General features: G+C 31.9%; 16 protein-coding genes and 1 tRNA gene. 12 read left to right on the top strand and 5 right to left on the bottom strand.

Annotation, left to right across the window (positions count from 1 at the left end; translation table 11 throughout):
• Window positions 1–437: 437 nt before the first annotated feature.
• The 5 genes from ACFS5M_RS12825 (at window position 438) to ACFS5M_RS12805 (ending at window position 5047) form a co-directional block, all read left to right on the top strand.
• The gene (locus ACFS5M_RS12825) at window positions 438–905 is read left to right on the top strand and encodes an SRPBCC family protein (RefSeq protein ID WP_183488977.1); all 468 of its coding nucleotides are present in this window, start codon (window positions 438–440) and stop codon (window positions 903–905) included.
• On the top strand, window positions 902–2206 hold the full coding sequence (locus tag ACFS5M_RS12820) for a cryptochrome/photolyase family protein (protein WP_183488974.1): 1305 nt from the start codon (window positions 902–904) through the stop codon (window positions 2204–2206). Before ACFS5M_RS12825 ends, ACFS5M_RS12820 begins: the two co-directional genes overlap by 4 nt.
• A gap of 120 nt (window positions 2207–2326) precedes the next feature.
• Window positions 2327–4075 (top strand): FG-GAP-like repeat-containing protein, encoded by a 1749-nt coding sequence (locus ACFS5M_RS12815; RefSeq protein WP_183488971.1) that lies wholly within the window; start codon window positions 2327–2329, stop codon window positions 4073–4075.
• A gap of 148 nt (window positions 4076–4223) precedes the next feature.
• The gene (locus tag ACFS5M_RS12810) at window positions 4224–4586 is read left to right on the top strand and encodes a SnoaL-like domain-containing protein (RefSeq protein WP_183488968.1); all 363 of its coding nucleotides are present in this window, start codon (window positions 4224–4226) and stop codon (window positions 4584–4586) included.
• A gap of 62 nt (window positions 4587–4648) precedes the next feature.
• Complete coding sequence (locus ACFS5M_RS12805) at window positions 4649–5047, top strand: hypothetical protein (protein WP_379899035.1); 399 nt, start codon at window positions 4649–4651, stop codon at window positions 5045–5047.
• Here the strand turns inward: ACFS5M_RS12805 and murA are convergent.
• The 3 genes from murA to ACFS5M_RS12790 all read right to left on the bottom strand — a co-directional run bounded on the left by murA (window position 5044) and on the right by ACFS5M_RS12790 (window position 7379).
• A complete protein-coding gene (murA, locus tag ACFS5M_RS12800) occupies window positions 5044–6360 on the bottom strand; it encodes a UDP-N-acetylglucosamine 1-carboxyvinyltransferase (RefSeq protein WP_183488965.1) in 1317 nt (438 codons plus the stop codon). The two genes, ACFS5M_RS12805 and murA, sit on opposite strands and share 4 nt — an antisense overlap.
• 6 nt (window positions 6361–6366) lie before the next feature.
• A complete protein-coding gene (locus ACFS5M_RS12795; protein WP_183488962.1) occupies window positions 6367–7017 on the bottom strand; it encodes a DUF4290 domain-containing protein in 651 nt (216 codons plus the stop codon).
• A gap of 68 nt (window positions 7018–7085) precedes the next feature.
• Window positions 7086–7379 (bottom strand): DUF493 family protein, encoded by a 294-nt coding sequence (locus tag ACFS5M_RS12790; protein ID WP_183488959.1) that lies wholly within the window; start codon window positions 7377–7379, stop codon window positions 7086–7088.
• A gap of 91 nt (window positions 7380–7470) precedes the next feature.
• On the opposite strand from ACFS5M_RS12790, the gene ACFS5M_RS12785 reads away from it, so the two are divergent.
• The 5 genes from ACFS5M_RS12785 (at window position 7471) to ACFS5M_RS12765 (ending at window position 12008) form a co-directional block, all read left to right on the top strand.
• Window positions 7471–8013 (top strand): AAA family ATPase, encoded by a 543-nt coding sequence (locus ACFS5M_RS12785; protein ID WP_183488956.1) that lies wholly within the window; start codon window positions 7471–7473, stop codon window positions 8011–8013.
• Window positions 8013–9917, top strand: a complete 1905-nt coding sequence (locus ACFS5M_RS12780) for a RecQ family ATP-dependent DNA helicase (protein WP_183488953.1) — start codon at window positions 8013–8015, stop codon at window positions 9915–9917. Before ACFS5M_RS12785 ends, ACFS5M_RS12780 begins: the two co-directional genes overlap by 1 nt.
• Window positions 9914–10861 (top strand): methionyl-tRNA formyltransferase, encoded by a 948-nt coding sequence (gene fmt / locus ACFS5M_RS12775; protein ID WP_183488950.1) that lies wholly within the window; start codon window positions 9914–9916, stop codon window positions 10859–10861. Before ACFS5M_RS12780 ends, fmt begins: the two co-directional genes overlap by 4 nt.
• 191 nt (window positions 10862–11052) lie before the next feature.
• Window positions 11053–11325, top strand: a complete 273-nt coding sequence (locus tag ACFS5M_RS12770; RefSeq protein WP_183488947.1) for an HU family DNA-binding protein — start codon at window positions 11053–11055, stop codon at window positions 11323–11325.
• Window positions 11326–11447: 122 nt separating this feature from the next.
• Window positions 11448–12008 (top strand): YqgE/AlgH family protein, encoded by a 561-nt coding sequence (locus tag ACFS5M_RS12765; RefSeq protein WP_183488943.1) that lies wholly within the window; start codon window positions 11448–11450, stop codon window positions 12006–12008.
• Here ACFS5M_RS12765 and ACFS5M_RS12760 read toward each other — a convergent pair.
• Window positions 12001–12846 carry an aminotransferase class IV gene (locus tag ACFS5M_RS12760; protein WP_183488940.1) on the bottom strand — a complete coding sequence of 282 codons (846 nt, stop codon included), beginning with the start codon at window positions 12844–12846 and terminating at the stop codon, window positions 12001–12003. The two genes, ACFS5M_RS12765 and ACFS5M_RS12760, sit on opposite strands and share 8 nt — an antisense overlap.
• 56 nt (window positions 12847–12902) lie before the next feature.
• Window positions 12903–13289 carry an START-like domain-containing protein gene (locus ACFS5M_RS12755; RefSeq protein WP_183488937.1) on the bottom strand — a complete coding sequence of 129 codons (387 nt, stop codon included), beginning with the start codon at window positions 13287–13289 and terminating at the stop codon, window positions 12903–12905.
• A gap of 128 nt (window positions 13290–13417) precedes the next feature.
• On the opposite strand from ACFS5M_RS12755, the gene ACFS5M_RS12750 reads away from it, so the two are divergent.
• Window positions 13418–13491 (top strand) — tRNA-Met (locus ACFS5M_RS12750).
• Between the two features lie 303 nt (window positions 13492–13794).
• On the top strand, window positions 13795–16751 hold a 2957-nt coding region (locus tag ACFS5M_RS12745; RefSeq protein WP_379899028.1), incomplete at its 3' end, for a choice-of-anchor D domain-containing protein.

Genomic DNA, 16751 nt, shown 5'->3' with positions numbered 1-16751 from the left:
AGAGATTCTATATTTGTAACAAATAAAAAAAATACGCTGAAATAATTGGCCCTCTTGCTATGGTTTTTTGTGGCTCTGGAACAATAACTATAAATGAAATTACCAATGGCAGCATAACACATGTTGGAAGCTGCTTGCTGGTCCAATAACAAAAACCTCAATGAATCCTGTACGTTCATTAGCACCTTTATAATTTCTGGAAATCTTCAGCATTTATAGCTGTATCTTAGCGCTCCTTTTATTGGTGTAATCTTAGCCGTAATAAGTTGTAAACTTATTAAAGGTGATAACTGCTGTTAAATACTAATTTTTTTACGCCAATTCATAAGTTTTTTTTCATTTTAAATAAATAAAGCAGCTTAGCTTATTTTATTTTGTCTAATTTTTTTATTAATATCTTAGACATTTTGTATATTTGCATAAGAAAAAAATAGCTGATGAAACTATATAGGCTTCATAAAAAACAAAAACTACCTATCTCTAAAGAAACTGCATGGCTTTTTTTGTCAGATCCAAAAAACCTGAAAGTAATCACGCCTGACTATATGAGTTTCAATATTATTTCTGGAGCAGATAAACCAATGTATGCTGGGCAAATCATTCAGTATATAGTCACACCTGTTTTAGGCATTAAGACCAAATGGGTTACAGAAATCACCCATTTAGTAGAACAACACTACTTTGTAGATGAACAACGCTTTGGACCTTATGCTTTATGGCACCATAAACATTTCTTAAAAGAAATTGATGGTGGTATTGAAATGGAAGACATTATCGATTATAAGTTACCATTCGGAGTTATTGGACAACTCGTGCAACCTCTATTAGTCAAACCTAAACTGAATGAGATTTTTGAATATAGAAAACATAAACTAGAAACGTTATTCGGAAGTTATAAACCATGAAAGATGCTATAAATATTTTTTGGTTTAGACGTGATTTAAGACTTGAAGATAATACAGGGTTATTTCACGCTCTTAAGTCGGGAAAACCTGTATTACTTATCTTTATTTTTGATAAAGACATTTTAGAAAAACTTCCTAAAAATGATGCTCGAGTTAGCTTTATTTACAAAACTCTAAGTTCGATAAAACTCAACTTACAAGTTAATTTTAATAGTGACCTTTTAATACAATATGGCTACCCTCTAGATATTTATAAGGAACTAATCACCAATTACCACATAGACACTGTTTTTACAAACCATGATTATGAGCCCTATGCAGAACAGCGAGATACAGAAATTGAAAAATTTTTAGCGGACAATAATATTTCTTTTAAAACGTATAAAGACCATGTTATTTTTGAAAAAAATGAAGTTGTTAAAAGTGATGGCACACCTTATTTGGTTTATACACCTTATATGAAATCATGGAAGACTCTATTTAAGAAAAAGCCTCTAACCTTTTATAAGAGTTATGAATATCTTAATAATTCAATAAAAAATATAGTCTTTCCAATTTTAAGGCTAGAGGACATTGGTTTTCAGTTTTCTAAGCAAAATATTGAAGACTATCACTTAGATCGTTTCTTAGTTCAAAACTATGAAAGCACTCGAGATTTTCCAGCAAAAGAAAGCACTTCAAGGTTAGGTCCACATTTAAGGTTTGGAACTGTAAGCATTAGAAAAATTGTTCAAAAAGCAATTGCTGAATCAAATGAAATATTTTGGCAAGAACTTATTTGGAGAGAATTTTTTATTCAAAATTTATGGCATTTTCCTAAAACTATTACTCATAGTTTTAAACCAAAATACGATCGTATTCAATGGCGAAATAATGAAAAAGAGTTTGAACTCTGGTGCCAAGGCAAAACGGGTTATCCTCTCGTAGATGCTGGAATGAATCAATTAAATCAGACTGGATTTATGCACAATCGTGTACGTATGGTTGTCGGGAGTTTTTTATGTAAACACTTATTAATTGATTGGCGTTGGGGAGAAGCTTATTTTGCAGAAAAATTACACGATTATGAAATGGCAAGTAATATTGGCAATTGGCAATGGGTTGCTGGCTGTGGAGTTGATGCTGCTCCATATTTTCGCATATTTAATCCAACAACACAAATAGAAAAATTTGATAAAAACCTAAAATATATAAAAAAGTGGGTTCCTGATTTTGAAGAACTTACCTACCCAAAACCTATTGTAGATCATAAAGTGGCAAGAAAACGTTGTCTTGAAACTTACAAAAAAGCGCTAGTTTAATAATAGAAGCCATTCATAAATTATCAAATTGTTAATTAATAGTGCATTACATCTAATAATTTTATGAAAATTATCAAAAAGCAGTATATTTAAAACTTAATTATACAAAAAACTCAAATCATGATTAAAAAATTACTTTTTCTAGTATGTATTGGAACGCCTATAATGGTGAGTTCTCAAATTGCATTTACAAACTCAAGCTCTTTACTGGTAAACGAGAACGTTACTAGTGGCTGTGCCATTGGCGTTGCAGACATGAATAATGATGGCAGAGATGACATTATTAGACTTGATGATGCAAGAGATTTGGAAATTGAATACCAAAACGCAAGCACAGATGGAAGTGGAAATCTTTACACAAGGTATGATTTTGGTGCTGTTGGTGGCTCTCAATGGGGCTTATGTATAGCAGATGTAGATGAAAACGGTTATAACGATATATTTACTGGAGGAGCCTACAATGGTTTAAAACTAATTACTGCTAGTTCAGATGGATCAAGTTATTCATCAACAACTCAAGGTGGTCCAAATATTTTTCTTCAAAATGTTAATTTTGCAGATATAGACAATGATGGAAGCATAGATGTTTTTGCTTGCCACGATGAAGGTATTTCTTCTCCATATAAGAATAATGGAAGTGGTACACTAACACATGATGCAAATTTAATTGTAGCTGCTTCTACAATTCCTTCAGATAACTCTGGAAACTATGGTACTATATGGATAGATTATGATAACGATGGTGATCAAGATTTATACATTTCTAAATGTAGATTAGGTGTTGGTAATTCTACAGATGGAAGACGTGTTAATTTATTATTTCAAAACGATGGAAATGGAAACTTTACAGATGTTGCTGAAAGTGCAGGCTTAAGACCTTTAGAGCAATCATGGTCTGCAGCATTTGAGGATATTGACAATGATGGTGATTTAGATTGTGTACTTATTAACCACACTAATACGAACCAAATTTATGAAAATAATGGCAATGGTACTTTTACAGATATCACATCTACTAGTGGAATTGCCACACAACTTGATGACTTAGGTACTGGTGGAATTCAAGTAATGATGGAAGATTTTGACAATGACTCTTACATCGATTTATTTATTACTTCAAGATGGACTAGTGATAAACATATTATGTTTAAAAACAATGGGAATAAAACTTTCTCTGAAGTTTCTGGTGCTATTTCTGCTGGAAGTTTAAGCGTTCAAAGTGCTGCTGTTGGTGATTTAAACAACGATGGATTTATTGATGTTTTAGCAGGTTTTGCTACAGGATATAATAGTCCAAGTGGTAATGCAGACCGATTATATTTAAATAATGGAAACGCCAATAACTGGAGTAAAATTAGATTACAAGGAGTTACCAGTAACCTTAACGGAATTGGAGCTAGAGTTGAATTATACACAGCCTTAGGAAAACAAATTCGCGAAGTACGCTCTGGTGAAAGTTATGGAACAATGAATTCATTAGTTGCTCATTTTGGTATTGCTTCTGAAACTACTATTACTAAGATTGTAGTAAGATGGCCTTCTGGTTTAGTAGACCAATTATCTGGTCCAGCAATCAATCAGTCACATTTAATAATTGAAGGCAGTAATCCTTTAACTACAGATTCTTTTACTGCTTCTAACTTTAATGTGTACCCAAATCCAGCTCATAATAAGGTTACAATTACAACAGACCTTTCTGAAGATATGTCATTGGCAATGTATGATATTACTGGTAAATTAATCCTAACGAGTAATAACACGTTTAATAACCAAACAGATTTAGATATTTCAGCATTAAATAGTGGCGTATATTTTATGCACTTAAGTTCTGGAAGTAAAAAATATGTTCATAAACTTATTAAAGAATAATCACATTATATTATATTATATTATAAAAAAGCTTCAGTTTATTCTGAGGCTTTTTTTTATACACGACTATACAACCCTAACATTTCTTTATGATAGTTTTTATTGAATTTTATCTAACTTTATAAAGAATAATTAAACACCAAAAAATATGGATACAAAAGAAGTAGCCAATAAATGGGCAAAAATGTGTCGAGAAGGACAGAATCTAGAATGTGTGAATGAGCTTTATGCAGAAAACGTAACTAGTAGAGAAATTCCTGGTTGGCCACAAGAACTAACAAGTGGCAAACAAAATGTATGGGATAAAAACAAAGCATGGCTAGATAGTGTTGAAGAGTATCATGGAGGTGAAATTAGTGAGCCGATAGTAGCTGGCAATCACTTTTCTACTAAAATGAATTTTGACGTTACTTTTAAAGAAAGAGGCAGAGTACAAATGGAAGAACTTGCCGTTTTTGAGGTAAAGGATGGAAAAATTGTTCATGAGCAGTTTTTTTACAGTATGGAATAAAAATCTTTATAGATAACTTAATGCTTCGAGTAACATCGAGGCATTTTTTTAAACAATATATTATGAAAATCAAGTTACTTGTTTTAATCTTTTTGATATCATCGCCTTTCTTTGCACAAGAAAATGCTAAAATTTCTAGTATTGATTTTGTTCAAATTCAAGGTGAAAATTTTGATGAAGCCATGCATTATTATCAAAACAACTGGGAAACCCTTAGAATTAAAGCTTTAGAAAATAACTATATAGAATCGTATCAACTTCTAAAATCTAATTATAGCGAAGAAGCACCTTTTCATCTTATATTAATTACTACCTATAAAAACGCATCACAATTTGAAAAAAGAGAAGACCATTTTCAAAAACTAATTGACAATCTTGGCGAGTTAAATTTATTAAATGATTTAAAACCTTCAGACTTTAGAAAGGTACTGTTTGGTACAGATGCTAAGCATTTAAATTAATTCCCTTCAACACGTTCAATCTTAGCTCCAATAGCACGAAGACGCTCGTCTATATTTTCATAGCCTCGATCTATTTGTTCAATATTATGAATTGTTGAAGTGCCTTTAGCAGATAAAGCAGCAATTAATAATGAAACTCCAGCTCTAATATCTGGTGAAGTCATTGTCGTTGCTTTTAATTGTGATTTAAAATCATGACCAATTACAGTTGCACGATGTGGATCACATAAAATGATTTTTGCGCCCATATCTATTAACTTATCGACAAAGAACAAACGGCTTTCAAACATTTTTTGATGAACTAAAGCACTTCCTCTTGCCTGTGTTAATGTGACCAAAACTATACTTAACAAATCAGGAGTAAAACCTGGCCAAGGTGCATCAGATATAGTTAAAATTGAACCATCAATATAGCTTTGAATTTCGTAACCATCTACATGTGCTGGAATATGAATGTCGTCACCTTGCTTTTCTACAGTAATCCCTAATTTTCTAAACACATTAGGAATTTGCCCTAAATCATCCCAACTTACGTTAGTAATGGTTAATTCACTTTTAGTCATTGCTGCAAGACCAATCCAACTTCCAATTTCTATCATATCAGGAAGCATCTTATGCTCTGTACCTCCTAAAGAATCAACACCATCAATGGTAAGCATATTAGAACCAATTCCTTTAATCTTTGCTCCCATACGATTAAGCATCTTACAAAGTTGTTGTAAATAAGGTTCACATGCAGCATTATATATTGTTGTTGTGCCTTTAGCTAAAACAGCAGCCATAACAATATTTGCTGTTCCAGTTACAGAAGCCTCATCAAGCAACATATATGCGCCTTTTAATTGATCGGCTTCTACACCATAAAAATACTCTTCTTTATTATATCTAAACTTAGCGCCTAGATTTATAAATCCTTCAAAATGAGTATCTAAACGGCGTCTTCCTATTTTGTCTCCTCCAGGCTTAGGAATATAGCCTTTACCAAAACGCGCTAATAAAGGGCCAACTATCATTATAGAGCCTCTTAATCCTCGTCCATCCTCTTTAAATGCTTCAGACTCTAAATATTTTAAATTAACCTCATCGGCTTTGAACGTATAAGATCCTTTTGCAATTTTATTAACTTTAACACCAAGCTTTTTAAGTAATTCAATAAGCTTATTAACGTCAACAATATCTGGAATGTTATTAATTGTTACCAACTCGGGAGTTAGTAATACTGCACATAAAATTTGTAAAGCTTCGTTTTTTGCACCTTGAGGTTGAATTTTTCCTTTAAGTTGGTGACCTCCATCAATTTTAAATGTTCCCATGAAATACTAGTAGCGTTTTCTATTTCGGTTTTGGTTGCTTCCTTTTTTGTGATTCGATTTTTTATTATTCGAACTGTACTTTTTCTTGCTTCTCATCAAACTCGAAGCATCAGACAAGTCTTCTTCAGATGCTCTTAAATCAATTTTCCCATTGGACAATTCAAACAAATGATTATAGATTACATCATCTTCAACTGTATCTTTATTCCAATTCAAGAAACACTTTTTCATGTGATTCGCAATGGTATATGTCAGGGCTTCCTTTAATTCACCATCTTCCCATGTATTGGCGACATCAATCATTGTCTTTATATTATTTCCATAAAAACGATATTTTGGGAAATTCTGAGGGTATTCTAAAATATCTGGTCGAGCATACAATTCTTCACGAGAAGGTTTGTCATAAGGAGAATCGACATCAATATCAAAATCTGCCATTATAAAAAATTGGTCCCAAAGCTTATGTTGAAAATCTGGAACATCACGTAAATGAGGTTGCATATTTCCCATAACTGAAATTATTGCTTTAGCTAATTTATTTCGTTCTTCTTTGGTTTCACGTGATTTTGCATGGTTAATCATTTTCTGCATATGACGTCCATATTCAGGAATAATTAAATGTTCACGTTCTGTGTTGTATTCTAAGTTATCTATCAAAATATAAATGGTGTAGAGTTAAATATAACGCACGTAGTAATTATGCTCGTGCAAAGTACAAAAAAAAACTAAAGACTAATAACACCTTCAACATTTTCTGCGACTTCTTTATATTTAGAAATAACTGCGTCAGGATCTTTCATTAGCACATGTACAGAAACACTAGTGTATTTACCGTTCTTTGATTCTATAGTATTAATTACTGCACCAATATTATTAAATAAAGCTTCAATTTCTGCAATTTTTTTATTGTCAGATTTCACTATAAATTTATATAAATACTCTGATGGCCAAATTGCAGTTTCATACAATTGGGTTCTTAACTTTTCGTAAAATTCTTTTGGGTTTTGTTTTTCGCTCATGATTAAAAAATAGGTCGCAAAGATACAGTTTACTTTACATTTTTTATTTAAAATTTAAATTCCGATTTTTACACCTAAAACCTTGCCAAATTTGAATACAAAAAAAATTGTTATTACTGGAGGACCAGGAACTGGGAAATCATCTATTATAAATGAACTTATTAAACGTGGTTTTTATTGTTTTGAAGAAATTTCACGTGAAATTATTTTAAAAGCACGAGAAGATGGTATTGAGCAGTTATTTTTAACTGAGCCTTTATTATTTAGTGAAATGCTTTTAAAAGGAAGGCTAGAACAGTTTATAGAAGCTGGAACATTAAAAGATAAATTTGTTTTTCTAGATAGAGGAATCCCTGACGTCGTAGCCTATATGGATTTTATTAATGATGACTATCCGCAACATTTTATTGATGCGTGTAAGGATAATATTTATGACCAAGTTTTTATTTTAGCGCCATGGCAAGAGATTTTTAGTAGTGATAATGAACGCTACGAAAATTTTGAACAAGCCATAGAAATACACAAGCATTTATTAAACACCTATAAACATTATAACTACAATTTGCTAGATGTCCCTTTTGGTTCTATTGAAAGTAGAACAGATTTTATTTTAGATATTATAAAAGCGATGTGATGCAGCATCCTATACAAATACTTGAACGTTATTGGAGTTTTACCAGCTTTAGACCTTTACAAGAAGACATTATAAATGCTGTGATTTCTGGTGAAGATGTCATGGCACTAATGCCAACTGGTGGAGGAAAATCGTTATGCTTCCAAATTCCTGCGTTAGCTAAAGAAGGGGTTTGTATCGTTATTTCTCCGCTAATTGCTTTGATGAAAAATCAGGTACAAGCTTTATCAGACAAAGGGATAAAAGCCATCGCACTTACAAGCGGAATAAGCTACCAACACTTAGATGCCCTTTTAGATAATTGTATTTATGGAAATTATAAATTTTTATATCTATCTCCAGAACGCTTACAACAAGAACTGGTTCAAGATAGAATAAGACTCATGAATGTGAATCTTATTGCTGTAGATGAAGTGCATTGTATTTCACAATGGGGAAATGACTTTAGACCTTCTTATAAAAATATTCAATTATTAAGGCAACTAAAACCAAGTGTAAATTGTATTGCGCTAACAGCTTCAGCTACACCAAATGTAGTTGATGATATTATTACTGAACTTGATTTTATTCAACCTAAAGTCTTTCAACAATCATTTGCTAGACCCAATTTAGCTTATATGGTCTTTCATGAAGATGATAAGTACTATAAGATGGAGACTATTATTAAAAAACAAAATGCGTCTTCAATAATATATGTCCGAAATAGAAAATCAACTGTTGAGATTCACAATCATTTAGAGAAAAAAGGCATTCGTGCAACTTACTATCATGGCGGACTTTCAAATACCGAAAAAGATAATAATTTTAATGATTGGCTACACAATAGGACACAAGTTATGGTTGCAACTAGTGCTTTTGGTATGGGAATTGATAAACCAGATGTAAAAACAGTTATTCATTTAAATTTACCCGAAAGCTTAGAAAGTTACTTTCAAGAAGCTGGACGAGCTGGACGAAATGGAGAAAAGGCATTTGCTGTTATTTTAAAAAATAATAGTGATGAAGAATTGGTGAAAAATCAGTTTTTAGATAGTCTGCCTTCAGTAGAGTTCGTTAAGCTAGTGTATAGAAAACTCTGTAATTATTTTCAGATATCTTATGGTGAAGGAGAATACACGACACATCAATTTAATTTTAATCATTTTAGTAAAACTTATAAATTCAACACCATACTATTATATAATGCGCTTCAATTTCTGGATCGAACAAGTGTTATCAGTTTGTCAAAACAATTTAACAGACAAACCTTAGTTCAATGTATTGTAACGAATAATAGTTTATTTGCATATTTAGAAAAGCATCAGAACTTTAGCCTAGTAGTAAAATCTATTTTAAGAACTTATGGAGGTGTATTTGATCAAGAAATAAAAATAAATACAACCTTAATCGCTAGTAAAGCCTCTGTAGAAGAAGAACAAGTTTTTAACATATTAGAACAATTAAAAAAAGATGAAATTATAACCTTGAATGCTTCAAAGACAGATGCACAAGTCACCTTTATACAGCCAAGAGAAGATGATAAGACGATTAATGTTATTGCAACCATTTTAGAACAACAAAACACTCTCAAGCAAAATCAAGTTGCTTCGGTTTTAAATTATGTAAAGAATGATGCGCTCTGTAAAAGTGTACAGCTCCTCTCCTATTTTGGAGAAAAAGAAATAGGAGCATGTGGTATATGTTCGGTTTGTATCCAAAGGAATCATTCAGAAAAAAAAGACACAAAACAACTAAAAACAGCTATAATAAACTTACTAGAACAAGGTGATTTATCATCTAGAGCACTTTCCGAGCAATTAGAGTATTCAGAAAAAGAAATAAACCATATGATACAATTATTATTAGAGCATCATATTATTTGCATTACAAAAACAAACACCTACAAATTAGCACATATAAAATGAAGGAATTAAGAATCGTTTTTATGGGAACTCCAGATTTTGCAGTTACCACCTTACAATCTCTAGTAGAGAATAACTATAATATAGTTGGAGTTATTACAGCTCCAGATAAACCTGCTGGTCGCGGAAGAAAGCTAAATGAGTCTGCTGTAAAACAATATGCAAAGGCACAAGGGTTATATATTATGCAACCTACAAATTTAAAAGCGCAATCTTTTATAGATGAGCTTACTACTTTAAAGGCAAACCTTCAAATTGTAGTGGCATTTAGAATGTTGCCTAAAGTGGTTTGGCAAATGCCAGAATATGGCACATTTAATTTACATGCTTCGCTTTTACCAAATTATAGAGGAGCAGCACCAATAAATTGGGCTATTATAAATGGTGAAACCAAAACTGGTGTTTCTACTTTTTTTATTGATGAAAAAATAGACACTGGTGAAATGATTTTACAAGAAGAAGTAGAAATAGACACTAATGAAAATGCTGGCAGTCTTCATGATAAACTTATGTGCTTAGGAAGTGAACTTGTAATAAACACTGTATCACGTATTGCTAAAGGCAATGTAAAAACGACACCACAGCCTACTAATGTTGAAATAAAAACTGCTTATAAGTTAAATAAAGACAACTGTAAAATAGATTGGAATGACAAAATTGATTCTATATACAATAAGATAAGAGGCTTGAGTCCTTATCCAGCTGCATGGTCTATTCTACAAAATGATGAGGACGCTTTAGATATTAAGATTTATGCTGCTGAAAAAGAAATAGAAGCTCATAACCTAGAAACTGGTACAATTATAACAACCAAGAAGGAAATAAAAGTTGCAGTTAAAAAAGGGTACATTAATATAACCGAAATTAAGCTTCCAGGTAAACGAAAAATGGATGCAAAATCACTTTTAAATGGTTATAATTTTGATAACAGAGCTAAAATGCTCTAAACCCTTATCCTTGTTGCATTTGTTAAAAAATAGATAAAATGCATCACCTTTATTAACAAATGCTGTAAGTTATCAACAAATTAGGGTTTTTCCCTTGCTATTACTTGCGTGGTTTGAATTTCCGTATAATTTTGTAGAGGATATAACAATAATGTTTAACCAACAATTTATTAATAATTAAATTTAAAATTATGAACAAAACAGATTTAATCGATGCTATGGCAGAACACGCAGGAATTACTAAAGCAGCTTCAAAAAAAGCTTTAGAGTGTGCGTTAATTGAAATTGAAGGAGCTTTACAAAAAGGTAATAGAGTTTCTCTAGTAGGATTTGGATCTTGGTCAGTTTCTAAAAGAGCTGCAAGAGATGGAAGAAATCCTCAAACAGGAGCTACAATAAAAATCAAAGCTAAAAACGTTGTTAAGTTTAAAGCAGGTTCAGATTTATCTAACGCTGTAAACTAATTCTTTTTTAGAATTTATTAAAAAAGCCTTCTATTAAGAAGGCTTTTTTTATAGCTTATATTTAATAAGTATTGCTTATTAAATAAAAAATTATTAGATTTAATTAAAGAAACATAAACTTTATGATTTCAATCAAACCAAAAAAAGGAAATTTATTAATTGCTGAGCCATCCATAATTGGCGATATGGCATTTAATCGTTCTATCGTTTTATTAGCAGATCACACTAAAGATGGTTCTATTGGTTTTATATTGAACAAGCCCTTAGAATATTCTATTAATGATTTAATTCCTGAAATTGAAGCTAGTTTTAAGGTTTACAATGGAGGTCCTGTAGAACAGGATAACTTGTATTTTATACATAAGGTTCCCGAATTAATACCAAATAGTATAGAAATATCTTTAGGTATTTTCTGGGGAGGTGATTTTAATAAAGTAGCTGAACTCATTGCTAGCGACCAATTAAGTGAAAAAAATATCAGGTTCTTTTTAGGCTATTCTGGTTGGGATGCAAATCAACTTGAAGAAGAATTAAAATCTAATTCATGGGTTGTTACAGAAAACATTTATAAGAAATCCATCATTGAAAAAGATTGTGAAGCCTTTTGGAAAGAAAAAATGCTAGAATTTGGTGGCGAATATAGTATCTGGTCTAATTCTCCTGAAAATCCAAGTCTTAATTAGATAATCTAATCTTTACATTTAGCTTTTTAATTAAATCTTCAGCTAAAGTATTCGAGTATTCTTTTTTTCTGTATTTAGTAATAGGCTGAATTCCTGTAATCACATTAGTTATAAATAAAGCATCTGCTTTTTGCAATTCAAAAGGAGATATTGATGCTTCCTCTATTTCATAATCTGGCATCTGATTAAGAATCTCAATAATTTGCTTTCGCATAATACCTTTTAAACAACCATCACTAAGTGGAGGTGTTTTAATCAATTTACCTTTAACCAAAAAAAGATTTCCATTTAAAGCTTCAACAACATGCTTATTTGTATTTAAGATAAAACAGTTGTGCAAGTTATTTTCAGAAGCATATACACTTCCTACAACATTTAAGGCTCTATTATTAGTTTTTAATGTAGAAAGCAAACTAGGTGATACAAAATAATCTTTAAACAAATCTACTTCATAATCCGTTTTATGGATAAGATAGAAATCTGTAGCGATAGCTTCGACCTGAATTAAATAATCTACAGCGTTATCTGTTGGATTATACAAACCTCCTTCTACTCTATTGACAATTAATTTTACTCTAGCTGATGCATTTAATAAACTATTAGCTTGTAAAGTGTTCTTTATTTGTTCTTCGAGGAACTCCATCGTAAATGACATTGGAATTTCCATACGCATAATCCGCATTGAAGCCATTAACCTAAAATAATGATCTTCCCAAAACAAGAGTTTTCCAAAAGAAGCTTTTATCGTTTCAAAAAGAGCATCTCCATAATTAAATCCTCTGTTTTTAAAAGAAATGATCTGGTCTTCTTTGCTTATATTTCCATTAAAATTTATCATAAAAAAATCCCGAAAATTAATTCGGGACAAATATAAGTTTTATAATTAGTTCTTTATTAAGCAGAACCTAATACTTGTTTTAAATCGGAAATTTGATTCTCCCAAAGCATTTTTGATTCTTCAACTTCGTCTTCTTCAGCAAAATCAGTAATCATTATTGAAACATCTTTGGTAATCTCATCAACTTGTATCCTTATTTCAAAATAGCTTGTACTATCTTCATCTTCAAGCCATTTAAATTTAATGCGTTCTCCGCTTTTCTTACTAACCAATTTAGCTTGCTCTTCACTTCCATCCCAAATAAATTTGAAAAGTTCACCTCTAGAATTTACATTTTCTGCATACCATTCAGATAAGCCAGATGGCGTTGATATATATTGATATAATAATTGAGGAGACGCGTGTATAGGAAACTCTAATTCGTATTTAATTTTGTCTGACATAGAAATAAAAATATTTTGCTCAATATATACATTTAATCATTAAGATTTAAAATTTATTTTTAAAAAAATTTTAGTTTACTATGTTTGCTTCCAACAATTTTGTTTTTATATTTGCAGCCTTAAATTATGGCGAGGTAGCTCAGTTGGTTAGAGCGTTGGATTCATAACCCAGAGGTCACGAGTTCAAATCTCGTTCTCGCTACAATTAAAACCCTTGTTCCTTCAAGGGTTTTTTTTATTTTAACTTCCCTATTATCAATCTTTTAAACCAAAAAAGCATAATCCTTTAATTTTTTTGGTTTAAAAGATGTATTAGCAATTTCTACTAAGAAATAAAGCTTATTACCAATATTCATTATAGCTAACAAGGTTTTTCTATTAATATTTTATTATTATTTTGAAAGAAAAAAGCTACATTAAAATGCATTTCATCGAATTTATTTGTATTTAATGGATAATACATATACGTTTGTCTCAAATTAGTCCCAAACTAAATTACCTACTTATGAAAAAAATTACTTTATTACTAAGATTTAGTACCCTCGTTTTTGGTTTATTAATATCAATGAGTGGATTTGCTCAAGTAACTATAGACTCCGAAGATTTTGAATCTGGAATGGGTATATGGAACGATGGTGGTAGTGATTGTTGGTTAGACAACACTAACCCAATGAATGGTGGAACCGCTTTAAGATTAAGAGACAACAGTGCTAGTTCTATAGCCACTACGGACGATTTAGACTTTACATCATACACATCTGTTAGTATTACTTTTGATTATGAAGGTGAAGGTATGGAAACTGGAGAAGATTTCTGGTTACGATATTATAATGGTTCAAGCTGGACGACTATAGCTACATATGTAAGTGGTACAGATTTTTCTAATGGAACTACTGAATCATCAATAACTGTAACTTTAAATTCTGGATCTTATACCTTTGCAACAAATTCTAGATTTCGATTTCAAAATGATGCTTCTGATAACTATGATTTTATCTATATAGATGATGTTGAAATTTTAGGTTACCTACCAGTAGGTCCAGAAATTAATATTACTGGTCTTGGTAACAATATTGCAGATGGTGATACTACTCCTTCCGCTTCTGATGATACAGATTTTGGTTCAGTTGATATTTCTGGTGCAACAAATGCAAATACTTTTACGATTCAAAATATTGGTTCAACACCATTAAGCTTAACTGGTAGTTCTCCATATGTTGTGATTTCTGGAACAAATGCTGCAGATTTTAGTGTAACGTCAACACCTTCAAACACTATAGCATCAAGCAGTTCTACAACTTTTACTATAACATTTGATCCAAGTGCCTTAGGAACTAGAACAGCAACATTAACTATTGCGAATAGTGATAGCAATGAAAATCCATATAATTTTAATATACGTGGAACTGGTACAACTCCAAGCTACTGTAATTCTGATGGAGATAACTCAGATGGTTATGATACAGGAACAAGATTAGTTCAATTCAATACCATAAATAATGCAACTCCAGCAGAAGATAACGATTATTCTGATTTTACAGGAATTTCTACAACTGTAAATCGAGGTAATTCATACAACCTTACTGTTAACGCAAATACAGATGGTAATTATACAACTTATACTTACGTTTGGATTGATTGGAACCAAGATTTTGATTTTGATGATGCAGGCGAAGCTTATAACTTAGGAACAACCAACAATAGTGCTAACGGAGCTACAAGTTTATCTCCTTTATCTATTACTGTTCCTGGAACTGCTACTTTAGGAAACACGAGAATGAGGGTTTCTACAAGATACGGTGGAGCACCAACTAATTGCGAAACAGGATTTGATGGAGAGGTAGAAGATTATACTATTAATGTTGATGTTTCAATACCACAACCAGAAATGAATGTTGTAGGTAATGGAACAACTATTGTTGATGGAGATACTACTCCTTCTGCTACAGATGATACCGATTTTGGAACTGTTAATGTGACGTTAGCTACACAAGTCAATACTTTTACTATCCAAAACACAGGATCAATCAATTTAAACTTAACAGGAACGTCACCTTATGTTACTGTTTCTGGACTACATGCAGGAGATTTTACTGTCACTGCTAATCCTACAACTCCAATTTCGGCTAGTGGAAGCACTACATTTGACATTACTTTTAACCCTAGCTCTGCTGGTTTAAGATCTGCTACAATTACAATTGCTAATGATGATAGCGATGAAAATCCTTATACTTTTGATATTCAAGGAAATGGATTTTCTTTATTACCTGAAATAAACCTTGTAGGTAATGGAACAACTATTGTTGATGGAGATACAACACCTTCTCCTATTGATGATACTGATTTTGGAAGTGTAAATGTTACCGGAGGAACACAAGTAAATACTTTTACCATTCAAAATAGTGGATCACTAGATTTAAGTTTAACTGGCTCCTCACCATATGTTGTTATAGGTGGACCTAACGCAGCTGATTTTACTGTTACTGCAACACCTGCCGCAACAATTGCTGCAAGTGGAAGCACTACTTTTAATATTACTTTTGACCCTAGTGCCCTTGGTACTAGATCTGCCACAGTTTCTATTGCTAATAATGATGGCGATGAAAACCCTTATAACTTCAACATTCAAGGCGATGGGGCTACTGCTCCAGGTGGTGTTACTGCCGACTTAGCGTTGTGGTTAAAAGGAACAGATGGTTTAGGATATACTGATGGTCAATCGGTAAGCCTTTGGGCTGACCAAGCTAATGGTGCTGATGCTACAGTAAATACTCCTGGACAAGAACCAACCTATAAAGATAATGTTAATGACAATGTCAACTTTAATCCTGTTGTAGATTTTGATAATGACTATGTAACTATACCTCTTGATGGTGATTTTTCTTATGATAACACATCTACTCAATTCTTAGAAGGAACAAGTGGTTATTATTCTCAAGATATTTTTACAGTTGTAATCCCTGATGTTTCTGCTGATAATACCTTTGGAAGTATGGATATTTTTTGTGGTGATGAAGATATCGCAACTGATAATACTGATGCGACGGGTATTGGCTTAGGAAAATATACCGTTAGATTCACTAATGAAGTTTTATCATATTGCCATGGTCCAACCTCTTCAGGTGATGGTTATGGTGTGGCTCAAACAAGCACATCTGCAACTTATGATAATGTAGGAATTATTAACGTAAGAAATAATTTAGCCGCTACACAACAAGAATTATACTATAATGCTATAAACAAAGAAAATACACAAAATGATGTACCGGATTTTGCAAATGTTAACGATGCAAGATATTGGATTGGTCGTTCTGAAGGTTGGGAAGCCTCTACCGATGCTAGAATTGCTGAAGTAATCACTTATTCGTCTAGAAAAACAGATACCGATTTAACTGTTGAACGTAATAGAATTATGTCTTATTTAGCCATTAAATATGGTATTACTCTTGGTGTTAATGGAAC

The sequence above is a fragment of the Lacinutrix iliipiscaria genome (assembly GCF_042686125.1).
Taxonomy (GTDB): Bacteria; Bacteroidota; Bacteroidia; order Flavobacteriales; family Flavobacteriaceae; genus Oceanihabitans; species Oceanihabitans iliipiscarium.
The sequence above is the reverse complement of the archived record's forward strand: the minus strand, read 5'-3'. Positions and strand labels throughout refer to the sequence as shown.

Excerpts from the sequence above, each read along its gene's own strand:
- ACFS5M_RS12810 (WP_183488968.1), top strand. The coding sequence starts at position 4,224 with ATGGATACAAAAGAAGTAGCCAATAAATGGGCAAAAATGTGTCGAGAA.
- ACFS5M_RS12765 (WP_183488943.1), top strand. The coding sequence starts at position 11,448 with ATGATTTCAATCAAACCAAAAAAAGGAAATTTATTAATTGCTGAGCCA.
- ACFS5M_RS12825 (WP_183488977.1), top strand. The coding sequence starts at position 438 with ATGAAACTATATAGGCTTCATAAAAAACAAAAACTACCTATCTCTAAA.
- ACFS5M_RS12760 (WP_183488940.1), bottom strand. The coding sequence starts at position 12,846 with ATGATAAATTTTAATGGAAATATAAGCAAAGAAGACCAGATCATTTCT.
- ACFS5M_RS12805 (WP_379899035.1), top strand. The coding sequence starts at position 4,649 with ATGAAAATCAAGTTACTTGTTTTAATCTTTTTGATATCATCGCCTTTC.
- ACFS5M_RS12815 (WP_183488971.1), top strand. The coding sequence starts at position 2,327 with ATGATTAAAAAATTACTTTTTCTAGTATGTATTGGAACGCCTATAATG.
- ACFS5M_RS12770 (WP_183488947.1), top strand. The coding sequence starts at position 11,053 with ATGAACAAAACAGATTTAATCGATGCTATGGCAGAACACGCAGGAATT.
- ACFS5M_RS12820 (WP_183488974.1), top strand. The coding sequence starts at position 902 with ATGAAAGATGCTATAAATATTTTTTGGTTTAGACGTGATTTAAGACTT.
- fmt (WP_183488950.1), top strand. The coding sequence starts at position 9,914 with ATGAAGGAATTAAGAATCGTTTTTATGGGAACTCCAGATTTTGCAGTT.
- murA (WP_183488965.1), bottom strand. The coding sequence starts at position 6,360 with ATGGGAACATTTAAAATTGATGGAGGTCACCAACTTAAAGGAAAAATT.
- ACFS5M_RS12755 (WP_183488937.1), bottom strand. The coding sequence starts at position 13,289 with ATGTCAGACAAAATTAAATACGAATTAGAGTTTCCTATACACGCGTCT.
- ACFS5M_RS12790 (WP_183488959.1), bottom strand. The coding sequence starts at position 7,379 with ATGAGCGAAAAACAAAACCCAAAAGAATTTTACGAAAAGTTAAGAACC.
- ACFS5M_RS12780 (WP_183488953.1), top strand. The coding sequence starts at position 8,013 with ATGCAGCATCCTATACAAATACTTGAACGTTATTGGAGTTTTACCAGC.